The organism is Musicola keenii, assembly GCF_014855505.1.
Classification (GTDB): Bacteria; Pseudomonadota; Gammaproteobacteria; order Enterobacterales; family Enterobacteriaceae; genus Musicola; species Musicola paradisiaca.
In genome coordinates, this window is record NZ_JAAWVW010000015.1 from 58757 (window position 1) to 80213 (window position 21457).

18 protein-coding genes are annotated in these 21457 nt (G+C 57.6%); 9 read left to right on the plus strand and 9 right to left on the minus strand.

Annotation, left to right across the window (positions count from 1 at the left end):
- Nucleotides 1–27: 27 nt before the first annotated feature.
- Nucleotides 28–1359 carry a CYTH domain-containing protein gene (locus tag HEP82_RS15025; protein ID WP_192458850.1) on the minus strand — a complete coding sequence of 444 codons (1332 nt, stop codon included), beginning with the start codon at nt 1357–1359 and terminating at the stop codon, nt 28–30.
- A 187-nt stretch (nt 1360–1546) separates the two neighbouring features.
- On the opposite strand from HEP82_RS15025, the gene HEP82_RS15030 reads away from it, so the two are divergent.
- Together HEP82_RS15030 and HEP82_RS15035 are read left to right on the plus strand one after the other, a co-directional pair.
- Nucleotides 1547–2161, plus strand: a complete 615-nt coding sequence (locus HEP82_RS15030; RefSeq protein ID WP_192458851.1) for a TIGR04211 family SH3 domain-containing protein — start codon at nt 1547–1549, stop codon at nt 2159–2161.
- A 232-nt stretch (nt 2162–2393) separates the two neighbouring features.
- Nucleotides 2394–3632: a multifunctional CCA addition/repair protein gene (locus HEP82_RS15035; RefSeq protein WP_192458828.1), complete on the plus strand. Its 1239-nt coding sequence runs from the start codon at nt 2394–2396 to the stop codon at nt 3630–3632.
- Between the two features lie 65 nt (nt 3633–3697).
- On the opposite strand, the gene bacA is transcribed toward HEP82_RS15035, so the two are convergent.
- Nucleotides 3698–4516 carry an undecaprenyl-diphosphate phosphatase gene (gene bacA / locus HEP82_RS15040; RefSeq protein ID WP_012764457.1) on the minus strand — a complete coding sequence of 273 codons (819 nt, stop codon included), beginning with the start codon at nt 4514–4516 and terminating at the stop codon, nt 3698–3700.
- 143 nt (nt 4517–4659) lie between these two features.
- Nucleotides 4660–5013, minus strand: a complete 354-nt coding sequence (folB, locus tag HEP82_RS15045; RefSeq protein ID WP_192458852.1) for a bifunctional dihydroneopterin aldolase/7,8-dihydroneopterin epimerase — start codon at nt 5011–5013, stop codon at nt 4660–4662.
- A gap of 110 nt (nt 5014–5123) precedes the next feature.
- Here folB and plsY point away from each other — a divergent pair, with 110 nt between their 5' ends.
- Nucleotides 5124–5756: a glycerol-3-phosphate 1-O-acyltransferase PlsY gene (plsY, locus tag HEP82_RS15050; protein ID WP_192458829.1), complete on the plus strand. Its 633-nt coding sequence runs from the start codon at nt 5124–5126 to the stop codon at nt 5754–5756.
- A 42-nt stretch (nt 5757–5798) separates the two neighbouring features.
- On the opposite strand, the gene HEP82_RS15055 is transcribed toward plsY, so the two are convergent.
- Nucleotides 5799–7388 carry a methyl-accepting chemotaxis protein gene (locus tag HEP82_RS15055; protein WP_192458830.1) on the minus strand — a complete coding sequence of 530 codons (1590 nt, stop codon included), beginning with the start codon at nt 7386–7388 and terminating at the stop codon, nt 5799–5801.
- Nucleotides 7389–7675: 287 nt separating this feature from the next.
- Here HEP82_RS15055 and ppa point away from each other — a divergent pair, with 287 nt between their 5' ends.
- On the plus strand, nt 7676–8206 hold the full coding sequence (ppa, locus tag HEP82_RS15060; protein WP_012764453.1) for an inorganic diphosphatase: 531 nt from the start codon (nt 7676–7678) through the stop codon (nt 8204–8206).
- A gap of 73 nt (nt 8207–8279) precedes the next feature.
- On the opposite strand, the gene HEP82_RS15065 is transcribed toward ppa, so the two are convergent.
- From HEP82_RS15065 to tamA, 3 genes are read right to left on the minus strand one after another with little or no spacing between them, the layout of a single operon-like run.
- A complete protein-coding gene (locus HEP82_RS15065; protein ID WP_012764452.1) occupies nt 8280–8624 on the minus strand; it encodes a gamma-glutamylcyclotransferase family protein in 345 nt (114 codons plus the stop codon).
- 2 nt (nt 8625–8626) lie between these two features.
- Nucleotides 8627–12376, minus strand: a complete 3750-nt coding sequence (tamB, locus tag HEP82_RS15070) for an autotransporter assembly complex protein TamB (RefSeq protein WP_192458831.1) — start codon at nt 12374–12376, stop codon at nt 8627–8629.
- Nucleotides 12373–14073 carry an autotransporter assembly complex protein TamA gene (tamA, locus tag HEP82_RS15075; protein ID WP_407938298.1) on the minus strand — a complete coding sequence of 567 codons (1701 nt, stop codon included), beginning with the start codon at nt 14071–14073 and terminating at the stop codon, nt 12373–12375. The genes tamB and tamA overlap by 4 nt, the downstream gene beginning before the upstream one ends.
- A gap of 333 nt (nt 14074–14406) precedes the next feature.
- Here tamA and msrA point away from each other — a divergent pair, with 333 nt between their 5' ends.
- Nucleotides 14407–15045 (plus strand): peptide-methionine (S)-S-oxide reductase MsrA, encoded by a 639-nt coding sequence (gene msrA, locus HEP82_RS15080; protein ID WP_192458833.1) that lies wholly within the window; start codon nt 14407–14409, stop codon nt 15043–15045.
- 146 nt (nt 15046–15191) lie between these two features.
- The gene (locus tag HEP82_RS15085) at nt 15192–16526 is read left to right on the plus strand and encodes a hemolysin family protein (protein WP_192458834.1); all 1335 of its coding nucleotides are present in this window, start codon (nt 15192–15194) and stop codon (nt 16524–16526) included.
- Nucleotides 16527–16581: 55 nt separating this feature from the next.
- Here HEP82_RS15085 and HEP82_RS15090 read toward each other — a convergent pair whose 3' ends face one another.
- The gene (locus HEP82_RS15090; RefSeq protein WP_012764447.1) at nt 16582–16788 is read right to left on the minus strand and encodes a DUF1107 domain-containing protein; all 207 of its coding nucleotides are present in this window, start codon (nt 16786–16788) and stop codon (nt 16582–16584) included.
- A 343-nt stretch (nt 16789–17131) separates the two neighbouring features.
- On the opposite strand from HEP82_RS15090, the gene HEP82_RS15095 reads away from it, so the two are divergent.
- Nucleotides 17132–17737 (plus strand): YtfJ family protein, encoded by a 606-nt coding sequence (locus HEP82_RS15095; RefSeq protein WP_192458835.1) that lies wholly within the window; start codon nt 17132–17134, stop codon nt 17735–17737.
- On the opposite strand, the gene cysQ is transcribed toward HEP82_RS15095, so the two are convergent.
- Entirely contained in the window at nt 17699–18439 is a 741-nt protein-coding gene (gene cysQ, locus HEP82_RS15100; RefSeq protein WP_192458836.1) for a 3'(2'),5'-bisphosphate nucleotidase CysQ, read from the minus strand. The genes HEP82_RS15095 and cysQ overlap by 39 nt on opposite strands.
- Nucleotides 18440–18637: 198 nt before the next feature.
- Here cysQ and HEP82_RS15105 point away from each other — a divergent pair, with 198 nt between their 5' ends.
- The gene (locus tag HEP82_RS15105; RefSeq protein WP_192458837.1) at nt 18638–20590 is read left to right on the plus strand and encodes a bifunctional 2',3'-cyclic-nucleotide 2'-phosphodiesterase/3'-nucleotidase; all 1953 of its coding nucleotides are present in this window, start codon (nt 18638–18640) and stop codon (nt 20588–20590) included.
- Between the two features lie 184 nt (nt 20591–20774).
- Nucleotides 20775–21443 carry an iron-sulfur cluster repair protein YtfE gene (ytfE, locus tag HEP82_RS15110; protein ID WP_192458838.1) on the plus strand — a complete coding sequence of 223 codons (669 nt, stop codon included), beginning with the start codon at nt 20775–20777 and terminating at the stop codon, nt 21441–21443.
- Nucleotides 21444–21457 lie beyond the last annotated feature (14 nt).

Consider the following 21457-nt stretch of genomic DNA (forward strand, 5'->3'; position numbering starts at 1 on the left):
GGATCCCCCGGCATTGACCAACACCGATTACTGACCGCTGTGCAGCCAGAACTGCGATTGTGAGACAGCCGCTCTGCGGCATGCTTCCAGCAGATCCGGCACCGGGCTATCCGAGGGCAGCTCGGCGATCATCCGATTCAGTTCGTGCCACAACCTGAGATACTGCCGAACTGACGCCTCTGGGTAAAAGCCCCCCAGCAGTAGAAAAGCGAACAAACCGCGCTGCAAACGCGGCAGTTGCTGCGCATAATGCAAAGCATCGAGTGGGCGACCGAAACTGGTTTTCAGATCCGCCAGACAGCGGCTCATCATGATATCGGCGAAACGTTTATACGAGCTTTGCAGCCGCATACGCTCACGATTATCCATGTGCTGACGCCAGCCATCCTCCAGCAACCAGGACACCAGCACCATTTTGTCTTTCAGATAGTGACTCTGGTAACACAACGGCTCCGCATCCGGTGATGACTCCACCAACGCTTCCAGATTATTCAGCGCGGCGCGGAATAGCGTCGTCACCTTGCGCGGCACGACACCGCCCACCAACACCAGCAGTTCACGCATCATGCCTGCGGCGTCGCGTAACGACAGACGCGCTTCGCTGTTGCCTCGCGCCCACAGCTCCTCATGGTATTGCCAGTGAGCGAGCGCATACTCCAACCCGGCGGCGATCCCCTGATCGAGCGTCATTTTCTCTTCCGTCGGCACAATCCCCAGCGGGCGCCGTTCCCGCGGCGGGTTGCCCTTAGCGAGATGATACCCGCGCGCCGCCTTGCTCAGGCTGCCCTGACGCAGACCGCCGATATCCACCAGCTCGTCGGCAAAGGACAGCAAATCCTCCTGCTGACCGACTTTCAACTCCAGTTCAAGCTCGCAAATCGGTTCACGCTGTTCCCCCGCAACGACTTCACCACGGTCGAATGCCACCTCGAGCACACTCTGACGGTAAGTCACCGCCCATACTTCCCGGGAAAAATCTGTGCTGAACAATGGGTTAAGAGCCGACGCCAACCACTCGACGTCACATCCCTCCGGCCAAATTTCGGTCGGCAGCAGCGCGACAGCCAGCTGCGGCCCGGTCAACGCCACATTGTATTCCGGATGCTGATGCAGCCCGCCCACCACTTTTCCGGCGGTTTTCGCCGTCATTTCGTAGTGGCCGTTTTCCCCGCGAACCCGGAGACCAATACCGTTAGCGCGCAAATAGCCGTCCGGGGTTTCGTAGTAAATGTTGGCCAGATGGCAGGCCTGCAGGCGGTTGCAATGGCTGAAATCGCTCTGCCAGTGATTCAGTTGTTCGCGCAAGGCGTCGACGGAATCGGGATGGACAATAAATTTTAATTCAATCTCTTCACTCATGGTCTGTTGCACCGGATGCTGCGGAAATGCCGCCAGTAAATAACATTTTACTTTAGGTTGCCACTGTTGCCGCACGCCGTCCGCCGGACAAGGCAAGATAGGAGAGTTCTCATTCAGGTTTTGCGCCCGTCTCGTCAGACTTAGCCCGCTAACCACTCACTCAGAGACGGAATAACTTATTGATATGATGAAAAAATTAATCTTACTCTCCCTCAGCCTGTCCACGTTGCTGCTCGCCTTCGGCCTACGCGCCGAAGAAAAACGCTATATTTCCGACGATCTGACCACCTATAGCCGTAGCGGCCCCGGCAACCAATACCGTATCGTCGGTGCGCTAAATGCCGGAGAAACCGTTACCGTCCTCGGCATCAATCGTGACGCAGGCTACGCCCAAATCCGCGATGACAAAGGCCGCGCCAGCTGGATTGCACTTGACCAACTCAGCGAAACCCCCAGTCTGAAAGCCCGGGTTCCTGAACTGGAGCACCAGGTACAGACCCTGACGGATCAGCTCAACCGCATCAATGGCGACTGGAACCAACGCACCGCCGGCTTGCAGCAGAAAGTGGGCGCCAGCGACAGCGCCATCACCGAACTACAGCGGGAAAACCAGGATCTGAAAACCCAGTTAGCGGTCGCACAGAAAAAACTCAACGCCGCCAGCCTGCAATTAGACGATAAGCAACGCATGCTGATCATGCAGTGGTTTATGTACGGCGGCGGCGTGGCCGGCGGTGGTCTACTGCTAGGGCTGCTGCTGCCGTATCTGATGCCGCGCCGCAAAAAAGCCGAACGCTGGTAGCCAAACCCCGTCAGCGCACAGGCCTGACGGGCCCGCGCCATTTCCAACCCTGTTCCGATCCCCCCAAACACGTTCCGATCTCCCCAAAGAGGCGAGCCGCCTCGCGTTTCATTTTTCTCGCCATTGAGATGCAACACGGGTTAGTCAACAATACGCATTGAAACAGTTTGCGTCGCCCGGAACGGGGCCGAATTCGGCCGGTTGACGGGCATCACCATATCGGGAGACGGGTTTGAATATATACCTCGTGGGGGGCGCCGTGCGTGACAACCTGCTGGAGCGTCCGGTTACAGAACGCGACTGGGTGGTGGTCGGCGCCACCCCGGAAGCGATGCTGCAACAAGGCTATCAACAGGTCGGGCGGGATTTCCCGGTATTCCTGCATCCGGAAACCAAAGAGGAATACGCGCTGGCGCGTACCGAACGCAAATCCGGCCACGGTTATACCGGCTTTGTCTGTCAGGCGACGCCGGATATTACGCTGGAGGAGGATCTGCTGCGACGGGATCTGACCATCAACGCTATTGCACAGGATGATGCCGGGCGGTTGATCGACCCTTACGGCGGCCAGCAGGATTTGCAGGATCGCATCCTGCGCCATGTCTCCGATGCGTTTAGTGAAGATCCGCTGCGCGTGTTGCGGGTCGCGCGCTTCGCCGCCCGTTACGCCCATCTGGGGTTTCATATCGCCGAAGAAACCCTGATGCTGATGCAGATGATGACCCGAGCCGGCGATCTGGATTATCTGACGCCGGAGCGCGTATGGAAGGAAACGGAAAAAGCGCTCGGCACGGATGATCCGCAGGTTTACTTTCAGGTACTGCGCGATTGTGGCGCGCTGGCGGTGTTGTTCCCTGAAATCGACCGGCTTTACGGCGTACCGGCGCCGGCCAGATGGCACCCGGAAATCGACACCGGTATCCATGTCATGATGAGTCTGTCTATGGCGGCCCGCCTCAGCCCGGATATCGACATCCGTTTCGCTGTGCTGTGCCATGACGTGGGCAAGGGCCTGACCCCACAAGCGTTATGGCCCCGTCATCATGGTCACGGGCCGGCAGGCGTACCGCTGGTACAGGCACTGTGTCAGCGTTTGCGCGTTCCCAACGCGCCGCGCGATCTCGCTTGTCTGGTGACGGAATACCACGATCTAGTGCATACCGTGCAGATTCTACGGCCGCAAACGCTGCTGAAACTGTTCGACGCCATCGACGTATGGCGTAAACCGCAACGACTGGAGCAGTTGATCATCAGCAGCGAGTCGGACGCACGCGGCCGAGCCGGTTTTGAACAGAATCCCTACCCGCAGGGCGACTATCTGCGCGAGGCGTTCAAGATTGCCAGTCAAGTCACCAGCGCGGAGGTGGTGGCCGCCGGGTTCCGTCACGGCGCGATCCGTGAAGAGATGCATCGTAGACGCCATCAGGCGCTGGAGAACTGGAAAACCAGCCAATCGACGCCGGCCGAGTAACCCGGAACAACACGCAGCGGGCGCATGCCGACGTTCGATGTCAGAATGCGCCCAGCGTCGGGAAATTACATGAACACCAGCCAGACAGCGGCAGCGACGATAAAGCGGTAAATCGCGAAAGGAATAAACGAAATACGTTTGATCAACTGCAGGAACGTTTTGATGGCGATCATCGCCACCACGAATGCGGTAACGAAACCCACTGCAAATACGGGTAAATCCGCCAGCGACAGGAAGTGCCAGCTTTTGTACAGATCCAGCGCGCTGGCCCCCAGCATCATCGGTACCGCCAAAATAAAGGAGAACTCGGAAGCGGCATAACGGCTCACACCGAACAACATCCCCCCCGAAATGGTCGCGCCGGAACGTGAGAAACCCGGCCACAGCGCCAGACACTGGAAACAACCAATCAGAAACGCCTGTCCATAAGTGATGTCGTCCAGGCCTTCGGCGCGAGGGCGCGTCGGGCGTACCCACTCGGCGAGCAGTAACAGGATCCCTCCGGCGACCAGCGCGTAGGAGACCGTTGTCGGGTTGAACAGCGTCTTGATGGCATCATGAAACACCAGCCCCAGCACCACGGCCGGGATCATCGCCAGCAGGATATGCCCCAGCGTCAGATGCCCATTCCCCCGCCCTTCATGCGGAACTTGCCCGAAATGGATGCCAATCAGCCCGAACAGCCGGCGCCAGAACACCACCACCACCGCCAGGATCGACCCCAATTGGATAATGACTTCAAATGTTTTAGCCGTATCGCCCTCAAATCCCAACAGATGACCGACAATGATCATGTGTCCGGTCGACGATACCGGTAAAAACTCGGTGAGCCCTTCCACAATCCCCAGAATGAACGCCACCAGCAACGTATGTACATCCGCCATGAAACCCACTCCCCTGCACATAAAAAAGCGGCGCTGATCATCGCAGGCCGCCACGGTTCGACTCCGTAAATACGGAGCGCCCTAAAATAATAGGATTACCTTTTGTTTACCTTAAGAAAAAGGCGGGTTTATGTAACAATCCGTCACCGATTACCACGTTCAATCACCACCCCGACCGTGCGCGCCTGCGCCACTGCGCCCGGTTTTCCAACCCGAATACGCAGCCAGGTAATCCCGAAACGCTGCATCAGCATGGCGGCAACCTCTTCCGCCACCCGCTCCACCAACGCAAAACGCCCACCGCCCACCAACGCGATCACCGCTTCGCTGACATCGGCATAACTCAGGCAGTCACTGACATCATCACTGGCCGCCGCTTTGCGGTTATCCCACGCCATTTCGATATCGAACACCAGCTTCTGCTGAATAGTCTGTTCCCAGTCATAAACACCAATGGTGGTTATCACGCTAAGTTCTTCGATAAATACGATATCCATCACGCCATACCCTGTTTTTGCCTCGGCTGGATACCACTTCCAGCGGAAAGTGCGTATTATCCACAGATAACGAAACGAAAACGACCCCCCCTATTAAACGGAAGCCGGTTATGAGTGTTATCGCGCCTGGAATGATTCTCGTCGCCTATTTGTGTGGCTCAATCTCCAGTGCGATTCTGGTATGCAGGATCGCCGGTCTGCCGGATCCCCGGGAGCAAGGGTCAGGCAATCCCGGCGCGACCAACGTGCTGCGTATTGGCGGCAAAGCCGCCGCGGCCACGGTGCTGGTTTTCGACGTGTTGAAAGGGATGTTGCCGGTATGGGGCGCCTATTTGCTGGGCAGCAGCCCGCTTTATCTGGGCCTGACGGCCATTGCTGCCTGCCTCGGCCATATCTACCCCGTTTTCTTCCAGTTTCGCGGCGGCAAAGGTGTCGCCACTGCATTCGGCGCCATCGCGCCGATTGGCTGGGATCTCACCGGCCTGATGACCGGCACCTGGCTGTTGACTGTGCTGTTGAGTGGTTATTCATCATTGGGTGCCATCGTCAGCGCGCTGATCGCCCCTTTTTATGTCTGGTGGTTCAAGCCCCAATTTACCTTCCCGGTCGCGATGCTCTCCTGCCTGATCCTGATGCGTCACCATGACAATATTCAACGCCTGTGGCGTGGCCAGGAAAGCCGCATCTGGAAAAAACTGCGGGCAAAAAAAACGGCGGGAGCCCCTCCCGCCGACAAACAGTAACCCTCATCCAACCAGCGGCTATTCCACCGCCATTGTCCCAGTTCAGAACCGGCCAAGCGCCGCTACGGCATTCTGGCGTTCCACTCTAAATAGCGCCATGCTGGCCGCCAACTCCCGCGCCTGTTCTTCCAAAGAGCGCGTCGCTGCGGCCGACTCCTCCACCAATGACGCATTTTGCTGGGCCACTTCGTCCATCTGAGCCACCGCCTGGTTCACCTGTTCGATGCCGTTGCTCTGTTCGTGCACCGCCGTTGAAATCTCATGCATCAGCGCCGTCACCTGGTTCACCGCACGGGTCACGTCATTCATGGTTTCACCCGCAACGCGGGCAATATCGCTGCCGTCATTCACCTGCCGTTGCGAATCTTCCATCAGCAAACGAATCTCTTTGGCCGACTGCGCGCTGCGCTGCGCTAGGCTTCGCACCTCACCGGCAACCACTGCGAATCCCCGTCCTTGCTCCCCGGCACGCGCCGCTTCCACTGCGGCATTCAGCGCCAGAATATTCGTCTGAAAAGCGATACCGTCAATCATCGCTAGAATGTCCGCTACCCGCGCCGCCGTGGCGGAGATCAAGCCCATTTTCTCCAGCATCTGACCGACGGCCTCGCTGCCTTTGCCCGCGATGGTCGATACCTGTTGTGCCAACAGATAGGCCTGATCGGCATTTTCCGCATTCAGTTTCACCGTGGCAGCCAGCTGTTCCATGCTGGATGCCGTCTGTTCCAGCGAAGCGGCAGACTCCTCGGTACGTTCTGCCAGATGGTTATTGCCGGAAGCCAACTCGCTGGTGCCGATGTCTATCTGGCTACCGGCATCGCGCACCCGAGACACCGCGCCCGCCAACGCCTGCTGCATGGTTTTCATCGCCTGGATCAGACGGCCGATTTCATTACGACCGCCATCCTCAATCGGGCGGGATAAATCGCCGGACGCAATCGCTTCCAGTTGGCGCACCGAGCCATCCAGCGGCAGCAGGATCAGATGGCGAATTGCCCCCCACGCCAGCACGACCATCAGTAGCGCGATAACGAATGCGATACCCATAATGATAAGCCGACTACTGGCAACCTCCTCTGCCTGCGCCACCATGTTTTCCCCCACCTGCTGGGCGAAATCACTGAAATTGTGCATCGCATTTTCCGCGTCGGCACTAAGCGGCGGCAGGGCCTCCTGCATGACCGTGTAATACTCATCGAGATACTCTTTCCGCAGTGCCGCCAGTAATGGTTCCATCCCCTTACTGATATAGGCGCCGTAGCTGATCTTGATCTGTCCAGCCAACTCGGCGCCGCGTTGAGTCACCGTGCCATACCCCAGAAAACGATCCATCTCCTGCCGCGACAGCGCCAGGTATTTTTCCGCCCGGGACAGCGTCTCTTTCGCCTGATCGATCTGACCGGTCTCATACAGACGAACCGCTTGCGCGGCAGCAGTGCGGGCTCGTAATGTGGCGATGTAGCTGGCTGACAACGCGCTCAGCTCCTTGCCCTGAATTTTGTCGATGGAGACCAGCGAACGGTTCCCCTGACTGATGGCGCTGGTGCCGATCCCGACAACAATCGCCAATAGCAGCAGCATAGCGCCGACCAGCGCAAGCAGGCTGTGCCTGACCCTGATGTTTTTTAACATCGAATTTCTCCCTTGAATTCATACATAAAAAATAAAACTGCGGGCTACCCCACAGAATCGTTACTTATCGGAATAATCACTACAAGTCTTTACATTAATGAATTATTTAATTTGTATACATCAGTTAACGGACGACGGCCGCAGCGATAGCAGAGAAAAAACGGGGAGGAGGAGAGGCGTTCACACCAGGCGAACCGGCGCATACAGCGCCTAAAAACCGCGACATTCATCAACAGTTGGCTATAATGAGCGCCACTCTATTCCGGTTTGAAAAGAAGGAAACCCACATGAGTCTGAACTCAGTACCGGCAGGCAAATCGCTGCCGGAAGATATCTACGTTGTTATCGAGATTCCCGCCAACGCCGATCCGATCAAATACGAAGTGGATAAGGAAACCGGCGCGCTGTTCGTAGACCGTTTCATGTCTACCGCCATGTTCTATCCGTGCAACTACGGCTACATCAACCATACCCTGTCTCTGGACGGCGACCCGGTTGACGTCTTGGTTCCGACGCCGTATCCGCTGCAGCCGGGCTCCGTCATCCGTTGCCGTCCGGTCGGCGTACTGAAAATGACCGACGAATCCGGCGAAGACGCTAAAGTGGTTGCCGTACCGCACACTAAACTGAGCAAAGAGTACGATCACATCAACGATGTGAACGATCTGCCGGAACTGCTGCGCGCCCAGATTGCCCACTTCTTTGAACACTACAAAGATCTGGAAAAAGGCAAATGGGTGAAGGTTGACGGTTGGGAAAATGCCGAAGCCGCCAAAGCGGAAATCGTTACGTCTTTCGAACGCGCCAAAAACAAATAAGCTCGCCGCCCGCTTGGGCGACAGCTTATCGATGAGATGAAAAAACACCGCCTGTTGGCGGTGTTTCTCGTTATCAATCGTTGTGACGCTTTAACCAGTCACCGCTGGTTATCCGGCTCAGGCCGGTAACGGGTTGCTGGTAAAGATAAATCCAGGCGCTGCCGTAAGGGGTGGCGATCAACTCGCGTTTATACTCGCCACCATCCCGTTTGAGCGCATCCAATTCCGCCAGAATAGCGGAACTGACGCGATAAACCTCGCAAAAGATAGCCCCTTCGCCGACCACTGCCGCGGGATAATGGCCGAGATCATACAGCTCGTAACCTTCAAGCAGATGATCGCCCAACCATTGCGCATTCGTCATCCAGTGACTGTTTCCCTGTTTGCGCCGTAAACTGCCGTAGACAATAATTCGCATTGCTAAAACTCGAACTGATAGAGCACATCCAGTGCCTGACTCACGCCAGACACGGCTTCCAGGTATAGTTTTGGCATCAAACGATAACGAAGCGTTAACGTCGCCAAAGAGTCAAACAGCCCAACGCCATATTTGACCTGCAGGCCCGGAAGGACGTAACCACTGACGACTACTTGAGATTTATCGCCAACGCCCTGTGTATCCAAGGCTAGATTACTTACGCCAAAGGCCTCGCCGATTTTACCCACAACTTGACCACTTTGTGCAACCCCTAGACCAATCAACGCCGATGTCATCATGGCACTGTCGGCGCCGCTGCTGCCGAGCCCTTGTCCACGCAGCAAATAGGACAACGCTTCTTGCTGCGACAGCGTGGGTTCGGAAAACACATCCAGCTTGGGCGACGACGCCGTCCCCGTGATGCGCACGCCGGCCACCACATCATCCTCAGTATTATCCGGATTACGGATCGCCTCAATATTCAACACCGGCAAGGTGGGAGGGCCGGAAAACAGCAGTTGCCCTTTGCGTACCTGCAAATCCTGCCCGTAGGCTTTAAAGCGCCCTTCCGGCAACACGATTTGCCCATGCAACCCCAGCCCTTGCTGATCCTGAGCCACGTTTAAATCCCCGCTCAGCCGGGCCTTCAACCCATAGGCGTCAAGCCAGACATCGTTGCCAATCCGCACGACCAGACGGCTGTTAATAGGGATCGCGCTACTGCTTTTATTCAGCGGCTGACGTTGCGCGTCCAACATCACTTCATCGGCGGAAACATCCACCGCACTGGCGGGCATCTCTTGCACCACAATCCGCGCCCAGGGAATCGTCACCGTTCCGGTCAGCGACAGCAGCTGCGGTGAGGCGTCGAACACGATGTCCGGCGACACATCCAGCCGTGCCATCGGCGGTATTGTCACCCGGATACGTTCGCCGTTCGCCGCAATACGCGCACGCCATGCTTCCGGCTGCGCCCAGTCGGCATTCCCCGCCAGATTCACCTGACCCTGCATCGTTTTCAGATATCCCTGCAAAGTGGAGGACATCCCGGTAAAGCCCAGCGCCAGCCGACCATCGGTGACAGCCACCGGTAAACCGATACCGTCGATCGCCAGCCCGTCAAGCGACACCTGCCCGAATAATGACGGCCGTTGCAGATTCCCCGCCAGCCGCAGATTGGCGTCCAGCCGCCCGGCCGCTTTTTCTCCCTGTCGCAACAGCGGCCGCAGCATATCCAGCGACAGATTGCTCACGACAAGGGTACCGCTCAAATCACGCCGATGTTGCGGATCGCTAATCTGCACATCGCCATTGAAACGCCCATTGCCCCGAATCGCCACGTGCCACCCCAGCACCGCCTGCCCCCGTTGCAGCGCGGCGTTGAACGTCAACGCATCAAAGACAACCGGCAGAGTATTGCCCTGCATATGCTGACGCAGCGTGACGTTTTGGCCGGAAATCATCACTTTCGCCTCAGGTAAACCGCCCTTGCTCTGCCAACTGACGTCGGCATTGCCGGCCAGCGTGCCGGACAGCGCACTTTCCGGCGGCAGAAACGGTGCCAGCATAGCCAGATTAAGCCGATTGAGCGCCACACTGGCTTTACCGGCCGGCCCGGCTTCGATGGGTTGCGGCACACACAGCTCGGCATTCGGATTACGCCAGCAATGTGTCCCTACGGTGAGTTTCTGCGCCGAAACCTGATAGTTCAGCGCCACACGCTGCGCCAGACGCCACTCGCCGACCGGCGTCTCAAAACGGCTATCGGAGAGGTCGCCCTGCCAACGCTGCTGCGCCTGGTCAAAACGCCCGTGCAGCGCCAATTGGCCGGCGACCGGCTCGCCGCTCACGTTCAGCCGCAATTGATGATTCGCCTCATCGCCCTGCAGTTGTAAGGAAAACGCCGACAGGCGCATGTCACCCTGCGTGAATTGCCGGCCTTGCAGCGCCAACGTTCCCTGCACCTGACGCCCGGCCCGCACATCGCCTTTAAGCGTGAGCTGACTGAGCGACAACGCCTGCCAGCGCACGGCCGATGCCGTCAGGTCAGCCAGCAGATGCGGCGCATCGCGGTTGCCATCCAGCCGCAGCCGCCCCGTCGCCTGCCCGGCCAGACCGGGCCATGCCTGGTTCAGCACCGGCGCGTTCAGCTCCCCGGTCAGGTTCCACTGTTCGGCCAGCTCCCCCTGTATCGCCAATTGATTGCGCCCCAGCGCCAGCGTCAGAGACGGCACTTTCCAGCGGCCATCGGCGCTGCCGCTCAGGCTCCCTTTTGCCGACAGCCGATTCTGGCGCCAGCTGCCGTCCAGCGCCAAACGGGGCACCTCAATTTGCCAGCGCCCGCTTTCCAGACTGCCGGCCATGCTCAGCCCCCCATCCAGCCGCAGCGGCCAATCCGGCCACTGCCGGGCGGTATCGATCCCCTGTAACGCGAGCTCCCCCTGCCAGCGCACGGCCTGCGGCCACTCCACACGCCCGCTGAGATCCGCTGTGCCCTGTAACGCGCTTAGACGCAGGCGGGATAGCGAAAACTGTCGTTCCGATCCCGTGCCCTCCAGCGTTAGCTGCCCCGGTGGCAACGCCGCCCCCCGCAGTGCGCCGCGCAACGCAAGCTGGTAGTCCGTCGCCTTGCCGCCAAGGTGGAGACGCAGTCCGTCCACCTGATACTGCGCCTCGCCCGATAACGGCCAGCGCAGCTGCTGGCTTTGTACGCTGACCGTCAGCGGCAACCCCGCCTGCGCCAGTTCCGTCTTGACGTCAAGCTGCGCCCGCTGCGGGCCGGACAGGTTAAGCGCCAGAGCCAGTTGTCGCCGTAGCGCGCCCGCCGCCGTCAAACGCAGACGCTCGCCTTTCAGCGGCTCGACATTCAGGATCGCGTTGGCATTGAGCGTCAGCGGCCAGTCTCCCGCCAGCGTCGCCTCACCGTGGGCATACAGCGCGCCCTGCGGCAACTGCACGGCCAACTGTTGTAAGGTCACGCCCTGCTGCCGGGCGTCGGCTTTCACGTGCAGGCGCGTCACCTTGACCGTCTGCTCGCCGATGATCGACCAGGATTCCCCCTGAAGATCGGCAACCGTGACGTCCAGCGGTAACGACACCGACGGCATCTCGGGCAACAGGGGGGACGCGAACAACGTGCGAAGGCGTTCGCCCAACGGCATCGCATCCGCCACCGGCGGTGCAGCGACAGGTGACGCCGGTGTTTTCGGCAATACGACATTCATGCCGTCAATCCGGGTCGGCAACAGCGTCAGTGACCGCCCCTGCCATTGGATGCCGGTTTGCAACGAGGGTAATTCCATGCGGACGCCATCCACCTGAACCCGGCTGTTGTCCAGCCGGATGCGCGGCAGCACCAGCGTCACCGGTGCGGTGATGTCCGTTTCCGGCGATGTGTCGCCTGCTGTCGGCGCCGACGGCGGCAGCCCGGCAGAATCTACCGTCACCGTCAATGCCTGCAGCGCAAGATCCTCCAGACAGATCTGACTGCGCCACAGACAATTCGGCTGCAACGCCACATGCAATGCGCCGGCGCTCACGTCGATACCCGGCGACCGATAACGCACATCCGTTAACGTCAAATTACGCCAGCCGCCCTCCATCCGCCCAATCTCTAGCCCCGGTACCCAACGTACTGCCGCGGACAGCAACAGATGCAGCCCCGGCGCAGTCGCGACCAACAGCAACAGCACCACCAGCAGCGTGACGACCAATGCACCTAGGCCGATCCCGGCTTTTTTCACCCTGTTCATAGTTCCGGCCCCAGTCCGATGTAAAACTGCAGCCCATGCTTATCGTCGTCACCGATCGGCCGGGCGATATCCAGCTTGACGGGCCCGACCGGCGATGCCCAGCGCAGGCCGACGCCCGCCCCGGTTTTCATGTTGCTGCGGCGGATATCGTTGACTGCCTCGCCGCTGTCCACAAATACCGCGCCCCACCATTTACCGCTGACGTTGTACTGGTATTCCAATGAACCGACCGCCAGCTTTGACGCGCCGGTCAGCTTACCGTCGCTGTCTCTGGGGGAGATGGATTTGTACTTGTAGCCGCGAATGCTGCGATCGCCCCCGGCAAAAAAGCGCAGCGACGGCGGTACGCGGGTAAAACTGCCGGTTTCAATCCAACCCAGATTGGCGCGGGCGATGAAACGGTGTTTTTCCTCTAGCGTGCGGATCCATACGTTCTGCGCCTGAAAGATCGCAAAATCGAGATCCGATCCCCACGTTGTGTTTGAAACATCCACGGAATAGCGCTGCGTATCTCCCCAGTCCGGCATCAGACCGCCGCGCTGGCGGGTGCGGTTGAAGCTCACGCCGGGGTAGATCAACATGGTGGTGTTGGTGACGCTGGCCTGTGTGAAGTGATCTAACGTCCAATGCAGATTAAGCGCACGTTGCCAGCCGCTGTTCAGCTCCCAGTAGCGGGCCAGATTCAGGGAAGTGGTATCGGATTGGGTATCATTGAGGTCTTCCCGCTTCAAACCGCCCTGTACCAAGTAATACTGTTCCAGCGGGCTTTTCAGCAGTGGGATTTTGTAGCTCATATCCAGTTGCTGTTCCGGTGCGGACAGACTGAGGCTGTTGGTGAAACTGTGGCCGTAGCTGTTGACCCAAGGTTTATTCCAGACAGTTTTCAGACGCGGGCCGACATCGGTCGCGTACCCGACCCCGGTTTCTACGCTATTGCGGGTTCGGGGCGTCAGAACCGCGTCCAGCGGCAGGACTTTACTCTGCCGGCCCGGTTCGAAATCCGGCGAAACCACCGCCGAATTAAACCAACCGGTGGCCGACAAACGCCGGTTTAACTCGCCCAGTTGCTCCGTGGTATAGGCGTCGCCTTCATGAAACGGCAACAGCGCCTGCAGATACTGCTCCTGAATCTGAGCATGGCGGAAAGTCACTTTTCCGAAGCGGTAGCGTGGGCCGCTGTCATAATCGATATCCCACCAGGCCTGACGAGTGGACTGCATCACGCCTAACTGGCTTTTATTGAAGCGGGCGTCGAAATACCCCTTGCGCATCGCCAGGTTGTTCAGCTCGCTTTTGAAATTGTCATAAGCGCCGTGGTTCAGCACCTCCCCCACTTTCGGACGATGTTCCGCCACCAACCGCAAATAATCTTCGTCATGCTGCGCTTCGCCGCGCATGGCAATGCTGGAACCGGCGATAGTGACTGGCTCGCCAGGATCGACCGTCACCTTAAGCACCGGGCGTCCGCGGCCTTCGGCAGGGATGAAGTCGAAATGGATATCGGGCTGGTAGTAGCCCATCGCTCGCAGCCCCTGCCGGATTGCCTCGTTGACGCGGGCGCGAAAGCGGCTGTCGGCGTTGACTTCATCCGGGGAAATGGTGGAAAGCCGGGCTCTGACGTTTTTCTGCAGATCGCCGCTCAAACCCAGCAGTTGCAAACGCACATTGGAGGAAGCCGCCATTGTCGGCGGCGTCATCAGCACGCCGCACAGTATCAGCGTCTGACTAAGCGTCATGCCGCAGAGCCGGCGTTTGTTGCGGTTATCAATCACTGTCGTCGCGTCCCGGCAGTATCAGGCGACGAAAACGCCTGTCGTTATTCATCTGTTTATATTGAGTTAACTATAGAGACTAATTGAAAAAGATGAAAATGGCATATATCTGATAAACATCATGATAAGGTTCATGACTCCGCCATGCTGCGTATCGCTGGTGCAGAATGGGGAAACACGCTATCAAGATATGGGGACACTGCCCGAACGCCGGAACACGGCCCCATTCACCGGTCATTCAATCAGGAGCCAAACCCGATGACGCATTTCGATAAAACCCGGATTGTCAGCCAGGCGGAAGCCTTGCCCGGCCGTGTCACGCCGATGCCGGTGGCGCGTCTGCATGTGGTTAGTCAGCACTCAATGACGCATGTTCCGGCCCAGATGGAGGTCGCCCTGTTTGCGATGGGATGTTTCTGGGGCGCCGAACGCCTGTTTTGGCAGCAGCCGGGCGTATACAGCACCGCGGCAGGCTACAGCGGCGGCTATACGCCCAATCCCACCTATCGCGAAGTCTGTACCGGGCAAACCGGCCACGCCGAGGTGGTGCGGGTGGTGTTCGATCCGGCGGAGATCAGCTATTCGCAGTTGTTGCAGCTGTTTTGGGAATCCCACGATCCGGCGCAAGGCATGCGGCAAGGTGGGGATATCGGTACCCAGTACCGCTCAGCGATTTACACCACCACCCCCGCCCAGACAAGCGCTGCCGAAGAAAGCCGGCGACGCTTTCAGCAAGCCATGCGCGATGCAGGCGATCTGCGCGCCGTGACCACCGAGGTCAAGCCGGTCGGCCCTTTTTATTATGCTGAAGACGAGCATCAACAGTACCTGCACAAGAATCCGCACGGCTATTGTGGGCTGGGCGGTACCGGTGTGTGTCTGCCGCCTGCAGGGTGAGACTGGCGGCAATTTGAGCACGCTTGCTATAATCGTCGCCGACAGCGCCGTCGTACGGTTCTGTCGGCGACATTTACATCGCCGATACATCAAACCATTACCTTTCCGAGGCTCGTGTGCGTCCGTTGGGCGACACGAAAAAAACCATGTTAAACAGTCTGTTAGTAATCCTGTTACTTATCGCCATCAGTGCGTTTTTTTCTTTATCCGAAATATCGCTGGCCGCTTCCCGCAAGATAAAACTGAAGCTGATGGCCGATGAAGGCGATCTGAATGCAGCGCTGGTACTGAAATTCCAGGAGACGCCGGGCATTTTCTTTACCGTGATCCAGATTGGCGTCAACGCAGTCGCCATCCTGGCCGGTATCATCGGCGACGCCGCCTTCTCCCCTTATTTCGATATGCTGTTCGCCAGCCTGGTGCCCGCCGATATCCTGACCCGAGTGAGCTTTGTCTGTTCATTCACACTGGTGACTGGCCTGTTCATTCTGTTTGGCGATCTGACGCCGAAACGCATTGGTATGATTGCTCCGGAAGCCGTCGCCATACGGATCATCAACCCCATGCGCTTCTGTCTGTGGCTTTTTCGCCCACTGGTATGGCTGTTCAATGGCCTGGCCAACGGCATTTTCCGCCTGTTGAAACTGCCGATGGTACGTAAGGAAGACATCACCTCCGACGATATTTACGCGGTGGTGGAAGCCGGCGCGCTGGCGGGTGTGTTACGCAAGCAGGAACACGAGCTGATTGAAAACGTATTCGAGCTGGAATCGCGTACCGTCGCCTCCTCTATGACCTCGCGGGAAAGCGTGGTGTTTTTCGATCTGCACGAAGAAGAAGCGCACATCAAAGAAAAAATCGCCCAGCAGCCGCATTCCAAGTTTCTGGTTTGCGACGGCAACATCGACCAGATCATCGGCTATGTGGATTCCAAAGATCTACTGAACCGGGTACTCGGCAACCAAAGCCTGGAGTTGACCAGCGGGATGCAAATCCGCCCGACGCTGATCGTGCCGGATACGTTGACGCTATCCGAAGCGCTGGAAAGCTTCAAAACCGCCGGGGAAGATTTCGCAGTTATTCTCAACGAATACGCGCTGGTGGTGGGGATCATTACCCTGAACGATGTGATGACCACGCTAATGGGCGATCTGGTAGGACAAGGGCTGGAAGAGCAAATTGTTGCCCGCGACGAAAACTCCTGGCTGATCGAAGGCGGTACGCCAATCAACGACGTCATGCGGGCGCTGAATATCGACGAATTTCCTCACTCAGACAACTATGAAACCATCGGCGGTTTCATGATGTATATGCTGCGTAAAATCCCGAAACGTACCGACTTCGTCCGCTATGCCGGTTATAAGTTTGAAGTGGTGGACATCGACAGCTACAAAATCGACCAGTTGCTGGTCACTCGCGTGGAAGAGAAAACCAACGCAACAGCCGCGACGCCTCCGGCTGCCGCGCCATCAGGGGAATAAACTAAAACGGCCCGCGACGGGCCGTTATCTATTACCTGCATGGCCGTCATCGGGTTCACCCCAGTTCCGCCTGCAATTTCAACACCTGCCGATTCACCTCTGACATCACGACCAGGTGCTGTTTATCCTGCGTTTTCGGCAGCAGGATCTTACCGTAATCAAATTCAAAAGCGCCGATGCCCTTAATGTAAATTCGCCCTTTGAATAAGGTCTTCACGTACTTAGCAATCTTCAAGGGATTGTAACGTTCGAAGATCTTCATCATTGCTACTCTCCTCCCGTCCTGCTCATCCGTTCTGTCCGTCCCCGTAGGGGACACACTCAGAACAACCATGACCGATGACACTCAAGTTACTTCTATTAGTGCCATTAGAATGCGGTGAGTTCCCACGAGTACAGCATTTTTGACGGATTTTACATATTTTTACCGAACAGATGAATGCCATACCTTTTAAATCAGTATAAACCTTCAGGTTTATAGCGAATGTGCGGAACACCACAAACTCACCCCAGCAAACAGGACAGACCTTTTTTCGCTATCTACGCTTATAGGTATCACGTGACGCAAAGGCCTCACGCTCGGACCGTATAAGGGAGAAAACGTCATGACGCGCCGCGCCTGCCTGCTGACAATATGGGTACTGCTAATATTCCCCCGCTGGCTGCCCGCTCATATCTTGCCCCTCTATCGCATGTTGCCGGATGTCGTCGTCTCCGACGGCGGCGAACTGCAATACCAGGACGGGAAGCCCCGCTATCTGAGCTGGAGCAGCGCACAACTTGTCGGGAAAGTCCGGCTGATTCAACACATTGCCGGCCGTATGTCCGCCCGCAATATGAATGAAACGTTGATGACCGCACTCAAGGCGGCCAATCTACCGCGCGAATATTACCAAACGACGACAATCGTCAATGCCGACGAGGCTGTCATCGGTACCGGCTTTTTCGTCCGCAAACGGATAGAGGCAGGCAAGACGCAATACCCTTGGACGCAATTCGTGCTGGATAATCAGGGGGTAGTACGCAAAACCTGGCAGCTGATGCCGAAAAGCGCGGCCGTCATCGTACTGGATAAGGAAGGGCGGATACGTTACGTGAAGGACGGGTCGCTCAACCGACAGGAGGTGCAGCAGGTCGTCAACCTGCTGCAGGTGCTATTGAGCCAGGCCAGTTCAGAACAGGGAGACACGAAACCCCGGATTGAGAAATGACTCCCGCGGGCGGTAGGAGAGCGGTTTACCCTGCCAGTCGGTCACTTGCGCGCCAGATGCCAGTGCCACAGCATGGCCGGCGGCGGTATCCCAGACGCTGGTGGGCCCAAAACGAGGATAAAGCTGAGCGCGGCCTTCCGCCACCAGACAAAACTTCAGCGATGAGCCGACTGACACCGTGCGGTGTTCGCCGAGCTGGCTCAGGTAATCCTCCAGCTCGGCATCCGCATGGGAGCGGCTCACCACCACCACCGGCGGCCGGGCGTCATACACCTGAATCTGATGGCGCTGCCCGCCCTCTTCTTTCCAAGCTTTCCCCCCGGCCGCAGCGTACATCACGCCAGTCACGGGCACATACACCACGCCCAGCACCGGTTTACCCTCCTCAATCAACGCGATGTTAACGGTAAACTCGCCGTTACGATTGATGAATTCCTTGGTACCGTCCAGCGGGTCGACCAGCCAATAACGTTGCCACGTCTGGCGTACCGACCAGGCGGGAGGATCCTCTTCCGACAGCAGAGGAATATCCGGATAACGGCTCTCCAGCCCCCGCTTGATCACCCGGTGCGCCGCCAGATCCGCCGCCGTTATCGGTGAATCATCCTGTTTGCGGGCCACGTCGATAGGTTGATGACCGTTATAAACCTGCATGATCGCCTCGCCGGCGTCCCGCGCCAGTTGGCAGATATGTTCTAGCATGACCTCACCTTAATTAACCGTTGGCAAATCATCGTGCTGCCCCATGAATAACCCGTTATGACGACAGGACAGTACACAGTGTTGAGCATAATATTGCTGGATTTCTATTGCAGTTCACATTTTGGGATGGCAGGTAACACAATATTCATGATTATCTGAGATATACACCCTACTTAATTCCGCTACAGGAGTAAAACCATGAAACACACGCTGGCGCTGAGCCTGCTTTCGGTCGCCATTCTTTCCGCCACCGCCCAGGCGGCCACCGTCGATTTGCGCGTACTGGAAACGACCGACCTGCACAGCAACATGATGGACTTCGACTATTACAAAGACAGCGCGACGGACAAATTCGGCCTGGTGCGCACCGCCAGCCTGATTCATGCCGCCCGACAGCAAGTCGTCAACAGCGTACTGGTCGACAACGGCGATATAATTCAAGGTAGCCCACTCGGCGATTATATGGCGGCGAAAGGGTTACAAAAAGGTGAAGTGCACCCGGTCTACCTAGCGATGAACACCCTCGATTACGCCGTCGGCAACCTCGGCAACCACGAATTCAACTACGGTCTGGACTATCTGCACAAAGCGTTGGCCGGCGCGCGTTTTCCCTATGTCAACGCCAACGTACTGAACGCCAAAACCCAAAAACCGCTGTTTACGCCCTATCTGATCAAGGAAACCGAGGTCAAGGACCGCGACGGAAAGACACATAAGCTGCACATCGGCTACATCGGCTTCGTGCCGCCGCAGATCATGGTGTGGGACAAAGCCAACCTCAGCGGTAAAGTCACGGTGGCGGATATCACCGCGACGGCGAAAAAATGGATTCCAGAAATGCGCCAAAAAGGCGCGGATGTCGTTATCGCTATCCCGCACTCCGGCCTCTCCGCCGAACCTTACCGCGCCATGGCGGAAAACTCGGTCTACTACCTGAGCCAGATCCCCGGCATTGACGCCATCCTGTTCGGCCATGCCCATGCCGTATTCCCCAGCCAGGACTTCGCCGCCATCAAGGGCGCCGACATCGCGCGCGGGACGCTCAATGGTATTCCGGCAGTCATGCCGGGCATGTGGGGCGACCATCTAGGCGTGGTGGATCTGGTGCTGAACAACGACCATGGCGCCTGGAAAGTCGCACAGGGCACGGCACAGGCCCGCCCGATTTACGACAAAGCCCAGAAAAAATCGGTGGCGGCGGAAGATCCGCAACTGGTGCAAGTGCTGTCTGAAGCGCATCAAAAAACCCGCGAGTTTGTCAGCAAGCCGATCGGCCAGGCCTCGGACAACATGTACAGCTACCTGTCGCTGATTCAGGATGATCCCACCGTGCAGATCGTCAATAACGCCCAGCGATCCTATGTCGAACACTTTATTCAGGGCGACCCGGATCTGGCAAAACTGCCGGTACTTTCCGCTGCGGCGCCGTTCAAAGCGGGTGGGCGCAAGAACGATCCGGCGGGTTACGTCGAAGTGGAAAAAGGCCAGCTCACCTTCCGCAACGCGGCCGATTTGTACCTGTACCCCAACACGTTAGTGGTGGTGAAAGTCAACGGCGAGCAGGTTCGCGAATGGTTGGAATGTTCCGCCGGTCAGTTCAACCAGATCGATATCCACAACGCCAAGCCGCAATCCCTGATCAACTGGGACGGTTTCCGGACTTACAATTTCGACGTGATCGACGGCGTGAAGTATCAGATCAACGTTACCCAGCCCGCCCGTTACGATGGCGAATGCAAACTCATCAATCCGAATGCCCATCGCATTGACGCACTGACATTCAACGGCAAACCCATCGATCCGAAAGCGACTTTCCTGATCGCCACCAATAACTACCGCGCTTATGGTGAGAAATTCGCCGGCACCGGCGAGAAGCACATCGCCTTCGCGTCGCCGGATGAGAATCGCTCTGTGCTGGCGGCCTACATCAGCGCCGAGACGAAAAAATCCGGCGAAGTGAAACCAGAGGCGGACAACAACTGGCGCTTGGCGCGCATCGTCAGCGATACGCCGCTGGATATCCGGTTGGAAACCGCACCGTCCGCCAAAGCGGCAACCTTTATCAAGGAGAAGGCCCAGTACCCGCTGACGCAGGTCGGCACCGACGATATCGGCTTTGCGGTTTACCGTGTCGATCTGCAACAACAGTAACCGAAACAAACTTGGTTGAGCCGCGCACGGAAGACGGCTCAACCGCATGAGGGCGCGGCACGCGCCCTTATTACGACCCATCTCATTCGCAAACGGATAAATCTACCCCTTTTGGGTGATGGCCGCCCCAATAAGATGCATTTAAAATACACCTTATTATTTGCACCGTTCAGGGGTAACTACTATGCACTACCGCGAAAAATCCTTAGGCGAACTGGCCGTCGCTATTCCCCGCGCTACCGCGCTGTTCCGCGAGTTCAATCTTGATTTCTGCTGTGGCGGCAAACAGACGCTGCAACACGCCGCCGGCAAACGCCAGTTGGATATCGATATGCTGGAAGCGCGACTGGCGGAACTGGACGCCGAGCCGCAGTCAGGTAAAGACTGGCGAGAAGCGCCGTTGAACGAGATGATCCCGTACATTATCCAGCGGTTCCATGATCGCCACCGCGAGCAACTGCCGGAACTGATCACAATGGCTGAAAAGGTTGAGCGCGTACATCAGGATAAATCCGCCTGTCCGCATGGTCTGGCTGCCCAGCTCACACTGATCCTCGATGATTTGTCTCAGCATATGATGAAAGAAGAGCGGATTCTGTTTCCGATGATCCAGGCGGGGATGGGGCGACAAGCGGCCGGGCCGATATCCGTGATGGAGCATGAACACGATGACGCCGGCCAGCAGCTAGAGGTGGTAAAAAACCTCACCGACAACCTGACGCCGCCTACCGACGCCTGCAATACCTGGCGCGCCCTGTACGCGGGCATCGGTGAATTTATTGCCGACCTGATGGAGCACATCCATCTGGAAAACAACCTGTTGTTCCCAAGGGCGCTACGGGAAGCAGCCTGAGAAGCCTCATTAGG

Coding starts and splice junctions, on each gene's coding strand:
- HEP82_RS15090 (WP_012764447.1), bottom strand. CDS start 16,788: ATGAAGATCTTCGAACGTTACAATCCCTTGAAGATTGCTAAGTACGTG.
- bacA (WP_012764457.1), bottom strand. CDS start 4,516: ATGGCGGATGTACATACGTTGCTGGTGGCGTTCATTCTGGGGATTGTG.
- HEP82_RS15030 (WP_192458851.1), top strand. CDS start 1,547: ATGAAAAAATTAATCTTACTCTCCCTCAGCCTGTCCACGTTGCTGCTC.
- ytfE (WP_192458838.1), top strand. CDS start 20,775: ATGCACTACCGCGAAAAATCCTTAGGCGAACTGGCCGTCGCTATTCCC.
- HEP82_RS15065 (WP_012764452.1), bottom strand. CDS start 8,624: ATGCGAATTATTGTCTACGGCAGTTTACGGCGCAAACAGGGAAACAGT.
- msrA (WP_192458833.1), top strand. CDS start 14,407: ATGACGCATTTCGATAAAACCCGGATTGTCAGCCAGGCGGAAGCCTTG.
- HEP82_RS15085 (WP_192458834.1), top strand. CDS start 15,192: ATGTTAAACAGTCTGTTAGTAATCCTGTTACTTATCGCCATCAGTGCG.
- tamA (WP_407938298.1), bottom strand. CDS start 14,073: ATGACGCCGCCGACAATGGCGGCTTCCTCCAATGTGCGTTTGCAACTG.
- tamB (WP_192458831.1), bottom strand. CDS start 12,376: ATGAACAGGGTGAAAAAAGCCGGGATCGGCCTAGGTGCATTGGTCGTC.
- HEP82_RS15055 (WP_192458830.1), bottom strand. CDS start 7,388: ATGTTAAAAAACATCAGGGTCAGGCACAGCCTGCTTGCGCTGGTCGGC.
- HEP82_RS15095 (WP_192458835.1), top strand. CDS start 17,132: ATGACGCGCCGCGCCTGCCTGCTGACAATATGGGTACTGCTAATATTC.
- HEP82_RS15025 (WP_192458850.1), bottom strand. CDS start 1,359: ATGAGTGAAGAGATTGAATTAAAATTTATTGTCCATCCCGATTCCGTC.
- ppa (WP_012764453.1), top strand. CDS start 7,676: ATGAGTCTGAACTCAGTACCGGCAGGCAAATCGCTGCCGGAAGATATC.
- HEP82_RS15105 (WP_192458837.1), top strand. CDS start 18,638: ATGAAACACACGCTGGCGCTGAGCCTGCTTTCGGTCGCCATTCTTTCC.
- folB (WP_192458852.1), bottom strand. CDS start 5,013: ATGGATATCGTATTTATCGAAGAACTTAGCGTGATAACCACCATTGGT.
- plsY (WP_192458829.1), top strand. CDS start 5,124: ATGAGTGTTATCGCGCCTGGAATGATTCTCGTCGCCTATTTGTGTGGC.
- cysQ (WP_192458836.1), bottom strand. CDS start 18,439: ATGCTAGAACATATCTGCCAACTGGCGCGGGACGCCGGCGAGGCGATC.